General features: G+C 55.9%; 11 protein-coding genes. 6 read left to right on the top strand and 5 right to left on the bottom strand.

Features of this window, described 5'->3' with window-relative positions; genetic code table 11:
• Nucleotides 1–95 precede the first annotated feature (95 nt).
• Nucleotides 96–4,196: an ATP-dependent RNA helicase HrpA gene (gene hrpA / locus NBH13_RS06555; protein ID WP_099571336.1), complete on the bottom strand. Its 4,101-nt coding sequence runs from the start codon at nt 4,194–4,196 to the stop codon at nt 96–98.
• Nucleotides 4,193–4,804 (bottom strand): class I SAM-dependent methyltransferase, encoded by a 612-nt coding sequence (locus NBH13_RS06550; RefSeq protein WP_250779328.1) that lies wholly within the window; start codon nt 4,802–4,804, stop codon nt 4,193–4,195. The genes hrpA and NBH13_RS06550 overlap by 4 nt, the downstream gene beginning before the upstream one ends.
• Nucleotides 4,805–4,965: 161 nt before the next feature.
• Between NBH13_RS06550 and hflX the strand changes: the two genes are divergently transcribed.
• The 3 genes from hflX (at nt 4,966) to NBH13_RS06535 (ending at nt 8,802) form a co-directional block, all read left to right on the top strand.
• Nucleotides 4,966–6,426 (top strand): GTPase HflX, encoded by a 1,461-nt coding sequence (gene hflX, locus NBH13_RS06545; RefSeq protein ID WP_250779410.1) that lies wholly within the window; start codon nt 4,966–4,968, stop codon nt 6,424–6,426.
• 202 nt (nt 6,427–6,628) lie between these two features.
• On the top strand, nt 6,629–7,591 hold the full coding sequence (locus NBH13_RS06540; RefSeq protein WP_099571333.1) for an L-lactate dehydrogenase: 963 nt from the start codon (nt 6,629–6,631) through the stop codon (nt 7,589–7,591).
• A gap of 275 nt (nt 7,592–7,866) precedes the next feature.
• Entirely contained in the window at nt 7,867–8,802 is a 936-nt protein-coding gene (locus NBH13_RS06535; RefSeq protein WP_099571332.1) for a cation diffusion facilitator family transporter, read from the top strand.
• Nucleotides 8,803–8,914: 112 nt separating this feature from the next.
• Here the strand turns inward: NBH13_RS06535 and lexA are convergent, their stop codons facing one another.
• Nucleotides 8,915–9,628: a transcriptional repressor LexA gene (gene lexA / locus NBH13_RS06530; RefSeq protein WP_144171345.1), complete on the bottom strand. Its 714-nt coding sequence runs from the start codon at nt 9,626–9,628 to the stop codon at nt 8,915–8,917.
• A gap of 294 nt (nt 9,629–9,922) precedes the next feature.
• Here lexA and nrdR point away from each other — a divergent pair, with 294 nt between their 5' ends.
• Complete coding sequence (nrdR, locus tag NBH13_RS06525) at nt 9,923–10,375, top strand: transcriptional regulator NrdR (protein WP_033500596.1); 453 nt, start codon at nt 9,923–9,925, stop codon at nt 10,373–10,375.
• Between the two features lie 183 nt (nt 10,376–10,558).
• On the opposite strand, the gene serA is transcribed toward nrdR, so the two are convergent.
• Together serA and NBH13_RS06515 are read right to left on the bottom strand one after the other, a co-directional pair.
• Nucleotides 10,559–11,758 carry a phosphoglycerate dehydrogenase gene (gene serA / locus NBH13_RS06520; RefSeq protein WP_099571330.1) on the bottom strand — a complete coding sequence of 400 codons (1,200 nt, stop codon included), beginning with the start codon at nt 11,756–11,758 and terminating at the stop codon, nt 10,559–10,561.
• A gap of 10 nt (nt 11,759–11,768) precedes the next feature.
• Nucleotides 11,769–14,048 carry a HelD family protein gene (locus tag NBH13_RS06515; protein ID WP_250779327.1) on the bottom strand — a complete coding sequence of 760 codons (2,280 nt, stop codon included), beginning with the start codon at nt 14,046–14,048 and terminating at the stop codon, nt 11,769–11,771.
• A 306-nt stretch (nt 14,049–14,354) separates the two neighbouring features.
• Between NBH13_RS06515 and mraZ the strand changes: the two genes are divergently transcribed.
• Both mraZ and rsmH read left to right on the top strand, forming a co-directional pair.
• On the top strand, nt 14,355–14,825 hold the full coding sequence (gene mraZ, locus NBH13_RS06510; protein ID WP_250779408.1) for a division/cell wall cluster transcriptional repressor MraZ: 471 nt from the start codon (nt 14,355–14,357) through the stop codon (nt 14,823–14,825).
• The gene (rsmH, locus tag NBH13_RS06505; protein ID WP_250779326.1) at nt 14,825–15,856 is read left to right on the top strand and encodes a 16S rRNA (cytosine(1402)-N(4))-methyltransferase RsmH; all 1,032 of its coding nucleotides are present in this window, start codon (nt 14,825–14,827) and stop codon (nt 15,854–15,856) included. The genes mraZ and rsmH overlap by 1 nt, the downstream gene beginning before the upstream one ends.

The following is a 15,856-nucleotide window of genomic DNA, read 5'->3' as shown; positions in this document are numbered from 1 at the left end:
GGTTCGGTTGAGGATGATTTCATTAGGTCCCATCACCGTCGACACTGGAAAAATGTAAGTATCGACGGCAATGGAATGCGAAAGATGATGATGCGTTAGCTCAACGCTTTCTTGATGCGCTGCAGGCTGATCGGCTTCGGCGTGCCGAGTTCCTGCGCCCACAGTGATACGTAGAATTCCTCAAGCATCCAACGTGCGGTGACCGCCTGCTTCATCAACGCCTCATGACGCGGACCTGCAGGCTCACGCTCGGCCTTCGCCATGGCCTTGTCAGCCAACTGCTTGGCCTCATCAGCTTCCCAAGCCCAACGCACATCACGATTCTTGTCGTTCTTCGCCTTACCCAAACGAAGCACGTCGGCATGCAGATACCGTTCAATCGACGCCAACGCATCCGGAGGGGTCTTGCCAATGAATCCCGGATACACCAGCGTGGCGATATGCTCACGAATCGACTGCAAAACGCTCAACATCGGCAGATCAGCCTTGCCTGACACGGCCTTATCAACCTCCGCATACCGCTTCAAAATAGCAATCACATCATGCGCAACCGCATACACGGTATCTTCGAACACTTCACGCACATCAAGCACCGCATTCGCCAACGCCTCATCATCCGGCAATTCATCAACATTCGGCAGCAAACGCTTCACCGCAGCCAACTGCAGATCCTCAGTAAGATCCTTCGTGGACTGATATGGTGCGGACGCCAACATCAACGCCTCCGCACCCAACCAACGCGACGAAATACGTTCGCTGGGCATACGCAAAACATCAAGCGCACCGCGCCACAGCATGGTGGAACGGGCTTCAGTAGTGGCACCAGCCTTGTGCAGCAGATTGGCCTGCTCCACAAGCTTACCCTGATTCCCGGCATTCTCCGCCTGCTTCTTCACCATCTGCCGTGCGGAAGCCTCAGCCTGCTCCGCAAACTTGCGCTGCAACTCCACCAACGATTTTCCCGTGCCAAGCACTTTGACGGGGCCCCGCGCATGACGCCTGCCATGCTGACTCTTACGACTCGGAGGCAACTGTTGCTCCACTGAGAACGTCACGCGCAAATACGGTGTGAGCTTGCTCCACAATTCACCAGTCAACACTTCAGGGTGAATCTGCGCGCCGACAATGCTGATGGCCGCCTGCGTAAACACATGCGGCAAATCCGGCCACGTGCTCACACCCTCCGCATTGGCAGGAGCAAGATTCGGTTTCTGCTGGCTACCAGAACCAGGCAGATCCGGATATCTCTCATCAATCCACGCACGAATCTTACGAGCCGTATCAGGAGCGGGAACAAACTGCACACGTAGCGTCTTCGGCAACGACTTGATCATGCCGACAATCAACTCATCCAACAATCCGGGAACATTCCACGTGAACTGCTCCGGTGTCAAACGAGACAACACCTTCAACGGCACATGCACAGTCACGCCATCATGCGGATCATGCGGGTCATACACATAACTCAACCGCAAATCGATAGGGGAGCCGTCCGTGCCCAACGTATGCCAATGATCTGGATAGTCAGCCAACGACACCGACTCGGCATCAGCAAGACGCTCCACCTTTTCCGGATCAAAATCCAACAAATCCGGCTGCTCGTCATGCTTCGACTTCCACCATTTCGCAAGATCGGCAACCGACGTGACAGTATTGGGAATCACCGAATTATAGAAATCGAACAGGTCCTCGTCGCTGACTGTCTGCGCCATTTGACGTGTACGACTCGCATCGTCTGCGGCATCCTCCAGCACGTCACGATTCTTCGCAATGAAATCGTCATACGAGAACCGCTGCTGAATATCTCCTTCGACCAAACCCTGACGAATCAGAAAATCACGGGCCTCCAGCGGGTTGATACGACCCCACTGCACCGTACGATTCTGCACGATCGGCAGACCATACAACAGCACTTTCGCGCTCGCCACCGCGGAACCACGCGAACCAGACCAATGCGGATCCGCATACGTGGTTCGCGTCAACGAACCCGCCAACGGTTCAGCCCAAGCCGGATCGATCTCGGCGGAATATCGCGCCCACAAGCGGCTCGTCTCCACCAACTCCGTGCTCATCACCCATTGCGGCGTCGACTTGGCAACCGCGGAAGCCGGGAACAACGCGAAATGCGTGCCACGCGCACCCTGATAATCATTCTTCGCCATCTTCTGCGCACGTTTCATGGCACGTGCACGGGCGGCACCCTTCAAACCAGCGAAATCAGACGCCTTCGGCTCGCGCACGATCTGCATGCCCATCATCGACAACAAGCCCGAAAGCATCGACGTATGAATACCCTGCGCATCCCACGAACAACACAGCGAATGCGCAGCCTGCTGGTTCAACGGAAGCTGACGAATCTCAAGCGGTGGACGTGAAACCGGAATCGGATCACCAACCTTGAACTTGAATTCCTTGCACATCTCACGCAACTGCGTGACCAGATCCTTCCACTGACGAATGCGCAGCCAACTCAAATATTCAGTCTTGCAAATCTTACGAAGCGCGGAATTACTGGGCTCACCGTCAGCCTGAAACACACGATCCCACAAGTTCAACGCGGTCAGAAAATCACTGGACGAATCGGCATACCGGTTATGAATACGGTCGGCCTCCTCACGATTCTCATCCGGGCGCTCGCGAGGATCCTGCAAACTCAGAAACGCGACCACCACCAGCACCGCGGCCAACGTGTTCGGCGTAGTCGACTTTGCAGCCTCGATAACCATACGGCCCAAACGCACGTCGATCGGAATGCGCGCGAGCATACGGCCCGTGTGCGTCAGCACAACCTCGCCATGCTTACGCGCCACAGCCTTCAATTCGGTCAACTCATTGAAACCATCAGACACCGCCTTCATATCAGGCGGATCGATAAAGCCGAAATCCGTAACATCCTGCGCGGTACGAGCCACACCCACCGATAGCATATGCAACACAACCGCACCCAACGACGTGCGCAGAATCTCAGGCTCCGTGAACTCCGGACGCGTCTCAAAATCCTCACGAGAATACAAGCGAATCGCAATACCATCGGCAATACGGCCGCAACGGCCCGAACGCTGATTCGCACTCGCCTGACTGATCGGCTCAACCGGAAGCCTCTGTACCTTCGCACTCTTCGAATAACGCGAAATACGGGCGGTACCAGGATCAACCACATAACGAATGCCCGGTACCGTCAACGACGTTTCAGCCACATTCGTAGCGATCACAATACGCTGATGATCATGCGGCTCAAACACACGATGCTGCTCCTTGGCAGACAATCGTGCGAACAAGGGCACAATCTCAATCGCATCAGGACGACGCATATCAACAGCACGCGGGCCATAATGATGACGCAACGCATTCTCAAAATCATGAATGTCGCGCTCGCCGGAAGCGAACACGAGAATATCGCGCGGTCCACGGTCATGACTCGAATGAATCACCAATTCGGCACAGGCGCGTGCCACAGCCGTCGGCATATCAACATTCGGCTCGCGAGAATCCTTCGCATCGGGGGCGGCAGACAATGCTTCATAGTCAGCATCGCCCGGCATCGCGCCAGTTTCAAAACCAGGCACGGAACGCATCAACGCGGGAGCGGTACCCAACGGCTCATACACGACCTGCACGGGGTAGGTGCGCCCAGAAACCTCGATAACCGGTACTTTCGTATGCAAAGCATGTTCGAAATGCTCTTGGAACTTCACCGAATCAATCGTCGCCGACGTGATCACCAATTTCAGATCACGACGTTTCGGCAACAGTGCAGTCAAATATCCAAGAAGAAAATCAATATTGAGACTACGTTCATGCGCTTCGTCAATAACGATCGTATCGTATTGCATCAGCTTCGGATCACGTTGAATCTGCGCCAGCAGAATACCGTCCGTCACCACACGAAGACGAGTCTTCGGCGAACTTTCATCGGTGAAACGCACCTGATAGCCGACCTCGTCACCCAGACGCACGCCCATCTCCGCGGCGATACGTTCGGCTACGGTACGCGCGGCCAGCCTACGCGGCTGCGTGTGCACGATCTGCCTGCCATGCGATCCGCGACCCAATTCCAACAGAATCTTCGGCAGCTGCGTGGTCTTACCGGAACCAGTCTGACCGGAAACAATCACCACCTGGCTCGACTTCACCGCCTCGGCAATATCGCCGCGCGCAGCAGAAACCGGCAGTTGGGAAGGATATTCGAATTTCATGCCTTCATAACCTCGATAACGCGGAAGCCCTTCGAACTCGCGTATTTACTCACCTCATAACCATCGCCAAGCTGCGTGGCAAGCCACGGAATCAACGAATCCGACCCCAGATTCTTCTGCACCACCAAATAGGCGGCACCACCCGCATTCAGACGTGGCAGCCATGTCATCAACAGCTCATGCAGCACATCCTTGCCGACACGAATCGGCGGATTCGACCAAATCAAGTCAAACGTCACATCCGAAGGAATCTCATCGGCAGTGACCGCACGAATGTTCCCCACACCATTGAGCTCGGCATTGCGACGCGTCAGATCCAACGCGCGTTCATTCACGTCCAACGCCCAAATATCAGCCTTCGGCGAAGCAAAACCAAACGTCAACGCAATCGGACCCCAGCCACAACCCAAATCAAGGAACGTCCCTTCCTCAGGAGGCTCCGGAGCCTGACGAAGGAGCACGGACGTTCCCAAATCCACACGATTGCCGGAAAACACGCCATTGGAAACCTCAACATCGGCCTCATTGCCACGCAACACAACATGCAGTCTCTTACGCACGTCCTTTGACTGCGGATCAGCCGCGAAATACTGTTCGGCCTGTGCCATACCCACTCCTTGCAAACGCTTGCCTCCGGCACCACGCAAGCCACGCTTGTCCACGTGGCGAATGCCCGATACCCATGTCTCTAGAGAATGATGATAATAAAGACACCATAGTTTAACCGTGAGAGGTGCCATTGAGCCAAGAAAACGACATCGAGCATAGCATGAGCGCCAACGACGTGTCAGGCGTGCTTGCAGACCAGTCCGAAGTGCTGCTTGATACCAACGGCGAAAACCATTTCAACGAATCCCATGACGAACAATGGCAGGAGCGAGAATCCCGCAATGCGTTGAAGCATGTGTCCGGACTCGGTGAAATGCAAGACGTTACCGAAGTTGAATACCGAAAAGTCCGCCTCGAACGCGTCGTGCTCGTCGGCGTATGGTCAAGCCGTGAAACCACACAGGCGCAAGCCGAAGAATCATTGCGAGAACTTGCCGCGCTCGCGGAAACCGCAGGCGCCGTAGTGTGCGACGGTCTGCTGCAGCATCGTATCAAGCCGGACGCAGCCACATACGTTGGCTCCGGCAAAGCCCGCGAACTCGCCGGAATCGTGGCGCAAGAGGAAGCCGACACCATCGTTGTGGACGATGACCTGCCGCCAAGCCAACGTCGTGCCTTGGAAGACGCCACCAAAGTAAAAGTCGTCGACCGCACCGCCGTGATCCTTGACATTTTCGCCCAACACGCAACCTCACGTGAAGGCAAAGCCCAAGTGGAACTGGCGCAACTCCAGTACATGCTGCCACGACTGCGAGGCTGGGGCGGATCACTGTCGCGACAGGCAGGCGGCCGAGCCGCAGGCGACGCAGGCATCGGCTCGCGAGGACCAGGCGAAACGAAAATCGAAATGGACCGCCGCGTGATTCGCAGTCGAATCGCCAAACTCCGCAAACAGATCGAACAGATGGCTCCTGCACGTGACGTCAAACGTGGCGCTCGCCGTCGTTTCGGATTGCCGACCGTTGCCGTGGTGGGATATACGAATGCGGGCAAATCGTCGTTGACGAATCGGCTGACTGGTTCCGCGGAACTGGTGGAGAATGCGTTGTTCGCCACACTGGACACCGCAGTGCGCAGGGCGCGCGCCAAAGATGGACGTCAATATGCGTACGTCGATACTGTCGGGTTCGTGCGTCGCTTGCCTACGCAGCTGATTGAAGCGTTCAAGTCCACGTTGGAGGAGGTCGCCGAAGCCGATCTGATCGTGCATGTGGTGGACGGGTCGCATCCGGATCCGTTCTCGCAAATCGATGCGGTCGACGATGTGCTTGCCGACATCGATGGCGTTGAAACCATTCCCACGATCATCGTGTTCAACAAGGCCGACCGTATGGATGAGGCTGCACGCGAGCGTATCGAGGCGTTGATGCCGGAAGCGCACATCGTGTCGGCGTTTTCCGGCGAAGGTGTCGATGAGCTGCGTATACAGGTGGAGTCCATGCTGCCGACGCCGAATGTGCATGTCGAGGCGTTGCTGCCATACACTGCCGGTTCATTGGTGTCGCGCGTACGTGAATACGGCAAAGTGATCAACGTCGAATACCGTGACGACGGCATGATGCTCGCAGCGGAAGTGGACGATCATTTGGCTGCGCAAATCGTGGAACAGTCAATCGACTGAAAACCTTGCAAAACAGTGCAACGCAACGGACACAGCGTTTGTGAGCGTTCACATACTTTGTGAGGCAAATCACTTTTTCAGTACTTGCAAGTCGTGTTACGGCATGTCAAAACGTCATGCTGTATGGATAGAGTAAAGATGAAGTTCTAAGAGAAAACCTGCTACTAGCGGGACATTCTTTTCTTATAAGAGAGGTAAGCACATGGTGGATTCACCAATCAAGCCCACAAAGCTCGCTATCATCGGTGCCGGCGCAGTCGGCTCCACTCTCGCTTTCGCTGCCGCTCAGCGTGGCGTCGCACGTGAGATCGTGCTCGAAGACATTGCCAAGGAGCGCGTCGAAGCCGAAGTGCTCGACATGCAGCACGGCTCCAGCTTCTTCCCGACCGTGTCCATCGCAGGCGCCGACGATCCGGAAATCTGCCGCGATGCCGATATGATCGTCATCACCGCAGGTCCGCGTCAGAAGCCGGGCCAGTCCCGCCTTGAACTGGTCGGTGCCACCATCAACATCCTCAAGGCCATCATTCCAGGCCTCGTGAAGGTTGCTCCGAACGCCATCTACATGCTCATCACCAACCCGGTCGACATCGCGACCCATGTTGCCCAGAAGATCTCCGGCCTGCCGGCAAACCAGGTCTTCGGCTCCGGCACCAACCTGGACTCCGCACGCTTGCGCTTCCTGATCGCCCAGCAGACCGGCGTCAACGTCAAGAACGTGCATGCCTACATCGCCGGCGAACACGGCGACTCCGAAGTGCCGCTGTGGGCCTCCGCCACCATCGGTGGCGTTCCGATGTGCGACTGGACTCCGCTGCCGGGCCACGCCCCGCTCGACGCCGAAGTCCGTGAGCAGATCCACCAGGACGTCAAGAACGCCGCCTACAAGATCATCAACGGCAAGGGCGCAACCAACTACGCCATCGGCATGTCCGGCGTCGACATCATCGAAGCCGTCATGCGCGATTCCAACCGTATCCTGCCGGTGAGCTCCATGCTCCACGACTTCCACGGCATCTCCGATGTCTGCATGTCCGTGCCGACCCTCCTCAACCGCTCCGGCGTCAACACCGCCATCAACACCCCGGTGTCTGACCGCGAGCTCGCAGCCCTTAAGCGCTCTGCAGAGACGCTGAAGGAAACTGCCGCCCAATTCGGCTTCTGATAGAAAACGCGGTAACGGAGTGCCAGCTGCGTTACATGGATTTTGACGTACTTTTGTATGTCTTCGTCATATGCGCCTTGCCGTCGCACACGTTGCCGCGTTTTTTTGTTTGACTTGGGTATTGACAGACGGATGATGAGTCGCTAGACTGCAAGCAGAAATAACGGAAACCCCAGCCTTTGGCTGGGGTTTCTTGCGTTTTACAAGCAATGAAAATGGTATTGAGAAACAATTTCAATAAGTTCCTCAATCAATTAGGTTGAAGGATTCCATACATGGCACACGACCACTCGCACGGAACAACAGCGAACGCAGGAGCGGAACATCAAAAACGACTCATGATGTCACTGGGGCTCACCTCGACGGTATTCATAGCGGAAGTCGCCAGCGCAATCATCACCGGATCATTGGCACTGCTCGTGGATGCAGGCCATATGCTCACCGACATGTCCGTACTCATCGCATCAACCGTCACCGCAATGCTGATGCGACGCAAACCCAGCAACAAACGCACTTGGGGATGGGCACGGCTCGAAGTGCTCACCGCGGCAGTCGGAGCCCTCATACTCCTCATCGTCGGCATCTACGCGCTCGTGGAAGCAGGCATGAGACTCTTCGGAGGGTCTGCTGACGAAATAAACGACGTGCGACTGTTGCTCTTCATGGGCATACTCGGCCTCGCTGCCAACATCGGATCAATCTTCATCCTCGCATCGCAAAGCGAAGATAACATGAACATGAAAGCGGCGTTCCTCGAAGTCATGAACGATGCCTTGGGATCCGTAGCCGTAATCGTATCGGCAATCGTACTCATCTGCACCGGCTGGTCCGGCTTTGACGCGGTTGCAGGCGGCATCATCGCGCTCATGATGATTCCACGCGCCATCAAACTCCTGCGCACCGCGGTTCGCGTGCTCTTGGAAGAAACACCCAACGGACTTGACCTTGACGAAGTAAGGACGCATTTGGAACAAGTGCCACATGTTATCGCCGTGCACGACCTTCACGCCAGCACCGTATCCACCGGCATGCCGATCCTCATGGCACATGTCGTGGTCGAACGAGACCTCACCATGAAGGAGGCCGCGGAAATACTCGCCCAACTACAGGATTGCCTACGTGAACATTTCCCCGTGTCGGTGCCACACACTACCTTCCAGCTTGAACCGGAGGGATACAGTTCGGCGAGCAAATCCGAAATGCATTCTTGACCAACGGGAAGCCTGCTGTGTCATGAAAAACCGCGCTCTTGGACATGAAAATCAAACGTTTGACTCACATCCAAGAGCGCGGTTGCGTAAAGGACAAGGTGATCCTTATGCCTCAGATTTTGCGGAGCACGGTGACCACCTTGCCCATGATCTCAGCATGCGTGCCATCAATGGGGGAGTAAGCGGGATTGTGCGGAATGAGCCAGACATGACCATGATCCTTGCGGAACGTCTTCACCGTGGCCTCGTCGTCGAGCAGTGCTGCCACAATATCCCCGTTCTCCGCGGTGTTTTGCTCGCGTACCACCACAAAATCGCCGTCGCAAATGGCCGCGTCGATCATGGAATCGCCGTGCACCTCAAGCATGAACAGATTTCCGGTACCGGTGAGTCGTTCGGGCAATCGCATCACATCATCCACATGCTGTTCGGCGGTGATGGGCACTCCCGCGGCGATGCGCCCCACCAAAGGAACATCTCGTGAGGCCATGATGGAACCGCTGGAATTTGATTGGCTTGGAAATGGAATGACCTGTGCCACCTTGCCTGACGAGGATTCATCGTCAAAGCTTACGACTTCAATCGCCCTGCCCTTGTTCGCATTCATGCGAATAAAACCCTTTTCGTCAAGTACCTGCAGCTGGTGTTTGACGGATGACGGACTTTTCAGCCCTGCAGCTTCGCCTATTTCGCGGAACGAAGGGGCGAAACCTTGTTCGGCCAGATGCTTTTTGATGGCGCCAAGCACCTTGCGCTGACGATCGGTCAGCGTGCTTTCGTCCGGACGCGCAGCATCCTTTTTGGGTGTGAATGGGACGGTGCTCACGGTGGGCTCCTTTCAGATCTCAGATAAGCATAACGTGAAACGCTGAGAAAATCAAACATCTGTTCGAGGTGTGTTTGCAATTATCGAACATATGTGCTATACTCAGAACGTGCGTTCGATAGAACAGCTGTTTGAGAAGGGGCGGCGTGATGATTCGTGTGCGGTGAACGAGCTGGTGCGCTTGAATAATCTGGATTCTGTTTCGTTAAGGGTGGGCAAAGGCTTATCGTTCCTGACGAGGTGTAACTCACGTGGGATTGTCCTAGTTCAATGGCTCAGGCTATTCTTGACATCATGCATTGCCCTTTTTGTCAGAATCCAGATACCAAGGTGGTCGATACCCGCATCAGCGATGACGGCCACTCCATTCGCCGTAGGCGAGAGTGCCCGAAATGTTCCAAGCGTTTCACTACGCTGGAGACCACCATGCTGTTGGTGGTGAAGCGTTCCGGCAACGTCGAACAGTTCGATAGGAACAAGGTGATTTCCGGCGTTCGAAAAGCATGCCAGGGTCGCCCGATCAAGGAAGACGATTTGAAGGCGCTCGGGCAGCAGGTTGAAGAGGACCTTCGTGCTCGAGGTCTTGCCCAGGTCAAGTCTGATGAGGTCGGCAAAGCCATTTTGAAACCGTTGCGTGATCTTGACGAGGTTGCTTACATGCGTTTCGCCAGTGTGTATCAGAACTTTGAGAATCTTGGGGATTTTCAGAACGCTATCAATGAGCTGAAAGCTGACGCGCTGAAGTAGTTTGACAGTCGCTATCGAAACGTGTGGCAATGCGTTGTCTCGTTAAGGATGGACTAAGTGACGCAGAAGTTGGGCGATTACGGCATGACATGACGATTTATGCATTGTGGGGGTTCCAGCCGCTTAGGCTGGAACCCCCACAATGCATTTATGCCGTATTGACGTATGTCGTATTGCAGACCGTCAGCTGATTACACGCATACGAATCGTGCCTTCAATGGCTGCAAGCTCGTCCAAAGCCTTCTGGCTCGGGCGCTGCGCCACATCAGTGACCACATAGCCGATTTCACCTTCGGTGCCAAGCGCCTGGGCTGCGATATTGATGTTCTCTTCGCCAAGCACGTGGTTCACCTTGGCGAGGACGCCAGGCAGATTCGCATGAAGATGCGCGATACGGAAGTTCGAACGGATATCGGACAAGGTGATCTGCGGAAGATCAACCGACAACATCGTGGAACCTTTGAACCAATAATCCTCAAGACGCTGTGAAACGAACTGGCCGATGGATTTCTGCGCTTCAAGCGTGGAGCCGCCAATATGCGGGGTCAGAATCATATTGTCTTCATCCGAAAGGCTCGTCAGGAATTCATCGCCGCTTTTCTTCGGCTCGACAGGGAACACATCCACCGCAGCGCCTGAAATATGACCGGAATCCAAGTGCTTCTTCAACGCGTCCAAATCCGCCACGAAACCGCGGGACAGATTGATGAAAATCGAATCCTGCTTCATATGGGAGAACTGGTCCTCACCGAAGAAACCGGTATTGGACTTGCGGCCATCGACATGCAAGGTGACCACATCGGACTGCTCAAGCAACTCGTTCAGTGTGGAGCAACGGTGAGCATTGCCCATGGCAAGCTTCTCTTCGATGTCGTAGAACACCACACGCATGCCAAGCGCCTCGGCGATAACGGAAAGCTGGGAACCGATATTGCCGTAGCCGATGATGCCGAGCGTCTTGCCTCGCACTTCATGGGAGCCGGAAGCGGACTTATCCCACATGCCATGCTTCATGTGATGGGTGTGCGCGGGAATGCGGCGCATCAGGCAGATGATATCGCCGATGACCAGTTCCACCACGGAACGGGTGTTCGAATATGGGGCATTGAACACGGCGATGCCATGCTTGCCCGCATAGTCAAGATCGACCTGATTGGTGCCTATGCAGAAGCATCCGACCGCGGTGAGCGTCGGACGGGCATCGATGACCTTGCGGGTCACGCTGGTTTTGGATCGGATACCCAGGAGGTCAACGCCCTCCAGAGCGTCGATGAGTTCGTCTTCGTTGAGAGCGCCCTTGAGGCACTCGACTTCGAAGCCGTGGTCACGCAGCGACTGCGCCGCGTCGGGATGAATGTTTTCAAGTAACAATGCTTTAGGCATGATTCCTACCTTATAGCTTGAGCAGTTTTTCGTCAGCATTTGTCCGGACTATAAGCAGGCGTTGCGTCGGTCTGGTCATGGCGACATACAGATCGGCGGCTGCCACAATGCGCGAAGGAGCGTTCTCCTCGATGATTCCCGGCTGTACCACCATCACCGCGTCATACTCCAGTCCCTTTACCATTTGGGTGGAGCAGACGGTCACCTGCTCATCCCAGGAGCTTTGCGCATCAAGACGGTCGAATTCCTTTGTCGGCAATGTTTCACGCAACTGTTCGTACACGCGCCTACGCAGTGACTTGACCATATCATCAGGCGCAATGATGGCCACACGTCCAGTGCCGTCGGCGGATATGTACGAACGAACCAGATCGACGGTCTGCTGCGCCACGGCGTCGAAAATCAGACTTTCATCGGCCAAGGTGAGACGCTTGACCGAATCAGGCACGCCGCGAACCGCATTGACGGTGGAGATGTACAAACCTTCGGCGGCCGCGAAATCGCAGGCGAGTTGCGACACTTCCTTTGGATTACGGTAGTTGATCGTCAATTCGTTGAGCTGCCAATTGCGGGGACCGAATAGAGGATCCATCATGCGTCGCCACGAACGAGTGCCGCCCAACGCGGACGTTTGCGCTACGTCGCCCACAATGGTGAACGAACGCGATGGGCAACGGCGGATGAGCATACGCCAATCCATGGCGGTGAGCTCCTGAGCCTCATCGACGACGATATGGCCATACGTCCATTCGCGGTCCGAGGCGGCGCGCTGCGCGGTGAGTTCGGCGTCCATACCATTGATATTGTCCACCAGCATTTGCGAGGTAACGATGCCGGACCCGATGCCAGCCTGTGCCAACGTGTCTTGTGCGAATTGCTCTTCTTCGGCGCGTTTGGCGTCCAACGCCTTTTGACGGGCGACCGCCTTCGGGTCGGGGCCAAGCAGCTCCATGGCCTCATCCAACAAGGGAACGTCGCTGACTGTGAACGGCGATCCCTTCGGGCGCGTCAGCGCTTCGATGTCTCGTTCCTCAAGCCAAGGTGCGAAACGGCGAAGCTGCTGCGGCTTGCAGAACAATTGGTCGACCAGCCATTCGCCGGTCATCGGCAGCCAGGCGAGATTCAACGTCTTACGCAGTGCGTCGTTCATGCGCAGCTGCTGCATCACATCCGTCAACTCGGCTTGTTCCGGTTCGTAATCAAGTTTGTCCACATAACGGTTGCGCATGGCGATCAGCATGCTGTGCACGAAGGTTTCGCGTGCTTTGTTGTGCTGCTGTCGCGTGCGTTTGGCATCGGTGATGGCCTGTTCAATATCCGTGCGCACGATGGGCACAGTGAATCCGTTGATACGAATCGACGGCAATTGCGAAGGAACGCGTTCCCTTGCTGCGACGGCGTTGGCGATGGCCTTGGCCATGCGTCGGTCGCCCTTGAGTTTTGCCACGAACGGATCGTCATGCGCTGTCGCGATTACGCCGGGAATGAGATCGGCGATGGTGCGGCTGACTACTCCGGTCTCACCAAGGGAGGGAAGCACCTGGTCGATGTAATGCAGGAACGTGGAGCTCGGACCAACCACCAGCACGCCGGAACGTTCGAGCATTCTTCGATGCGTGTAGAGCAGATATGCGGCGCGATGCAGGGCAACGGCGGTTTTGCCGGTACCCGGACCGCCCTGCACCACCACGGCCTGATTGAGGTCTGCACGGATGATACGGTCCTGTTCGGCTTGGATGGTGGCCACGATGTCGGTCATCTTGCCGGTGCGTTTGGCGTTCAATGATGCAAGCAGCGCGCCTTCACCGGTTAGCGTGCCGTCCGAGGACGCTTGACCTACTTGGTCGGAATGCACATCGAGCACCTCATCTTCGACACCGACCACTTCACGGAAACTCAGCGTGATATGGCGACGCATTACGATATCGCCATGGTGCGAAGGCGTCGCCTCATAGAACGGGCGTGCCGCGTCGGCTCGCCAATCGGTGAGGATCGGCTCATGGTGCTCGTCGGACAATCCGATACGACCGATATACCGGTGCGTGCCGTGAACATCATCGAGCCTGCCGAACACCAGACGGTCCTCGACCGCACGCAACTGGGTGAGACGGTCCTCGTACATGGTGGCGAAGGAGTCGCGTTCGGTGCGTTGCGTGGGCGAACCGTGCGAGCCCGCTGCCCGCACGGTGTCGAGACGGGCGCGAGCTTGAGCCCGTAGGTCGTCCAAGCGGCCATACGCGCGGCTGACGGCCTGTTGTTCTTCACGCAACTGGGCGGAATAACTCGACATCTACAATCCCTTCCTCACAAAACTTAGGCACTCCAATGTACCCCGAGGCTTCTACGAAAACATTATTGTCAAACGAAAAGCGATGTTTCTAGGGCAGGATGATGAGTGAATTTCGACGGAGCTTGTTCATTGTGGGGAGAAACGGACTTTTATTTGCTGATTTTTTCCATTTACGTGGGGATTTATGGTGACCTGTGGGGTAAAGTGGGAAAGAGTCTCGGGCCTGAGGTGTTCATGTGTGTCGGATAAGGAGGTGTGGTGATGGTTCAAAGTGTTGAAACCACACCATTCTCCGAGGACGATGCAATGCAGGCAGGCAACATGATGGTGGGATTGCCGCCATTGTTGCTGGGAACATACACTCCAAAAATCGACGCCAAAGGACGCATGGCACTGCCTGCGAAATTTCGCAGTCAATTGGGACCGGGCATGGTGATGGCCCGAGGTCAGGAGCGTTGTGTTTACCTGCTGCCCCAATCGGAATTTCGCCGGATCGCGTTGCAGATTCAGCGCACATCCATGGGCAATAAGGCCGCGCGCGACTATTTGCGCGTATTCCTTTCCGGTGCTGTTGACCAGGAGCCGGACAAGCAAGGACGTGTGCTCGTGCCGCAGATGTTGCGCGATTACGCGAAGTTGGGAAGCGACATTGTGGTGATTGGTGTGGGAACCCGAGCGGAGATTTGGAATAAGCAGGCATGGGAGGAATATCTCGCCGAAAAGGAGCAGGGGTATTCCGATATTGCCGATGACGTATTACCGGCGGTGGAATTCTGATGACAGATGTGACAACGATTCATCAGCCAGTGTTGCTGCGTGACTGCGTGGATCTGGTGGCGCCTGCATTGGCGAAGCCAGGGTCGATCGCCGTGGATTGCACGCTTGGCTTGGCCGGGCATTCCACGGCATTCCTTAAAGCGAGCCCGCATGCTTGCCTGATCGGCATCGACCGAGACACCGAGGCGCTTGCGCTTGCCACACAGCGAATGCAGATGGAAGGCCTTGCCGATCGCTTCATACCTGTGCATGCCGCGTTCGACGATTTTGCGCAAGTGCTTGATGATCAGGGAATCGATCAAGTGAACGCCGTGTTCATGGATTTGGGATTGTCAAGTCTGCAGATTGATGAGACGGAGCGGGGATTCTCGTATTCCCACGATGCGCCTTTGGATATGCGTATGGACGTGACCCAGCCATTGACCGCCGAGCAGGTGCTTGCCGAATATTCGTTTGCCGATCTGGCACGCATTTTCCGTACGTATGGTGAGGAACGCTTCTCCAAGCAGATCGCCCGTGCGATCGTGCGTAGGCGTGAGGTCGAGCCGTTGACCACATCAGGGCAGCTTAACCGTCTTGTGGATGAGGTTGTGCCGCAGGCGCACCGTCCTGCAGGAAATCCTGCCAAACGAGTGTTCCAAGCGTTGCGCATCGAAGTCAACGGTGAGCTCGACAAATTGGCGGGAACATTGCCCCAGATCGCCAACCGTCTCGCGGTGGGAGGGCGTTTGGTGGTGGAGTCGTACCATTCGCTGGAAGACAAAACCGTCAAAACATTCATGAACCAAGGTCTGAAAGCCGACGTACCTGCGGACATGCCGGTGGTTCCGCCGGATATGATGCCATTCTTCAAGGAACTCACGCGAGGCGCCATTAAAGCCGACGAGGAGGAAATCGCCATGAATCCGAGGTCGGCTTCCGTACGATTGCGTGCAGTGGAACTGACCAGGCCAATTCCCGAACGCTGGCGAAAACGATTCGACCAGGGCAATGACTACGCAAGCATGAAACGGCAAGGAAGGAGGGGCTGA

Origin of the sequence: Bifidobacterium intestinale, from assembly GCF_023656765.1 — a bacterium.
Classification (GTDB): Bacteria; Actinomycetota; Actinomycetes; order Actinomycetales; family Bifidobacteriaceae; genus Bifidobacterium; species Bifidobacterium hominis.
This window is presented reverse-complemented; position numbering and strand designations above follow the sequence as displayed.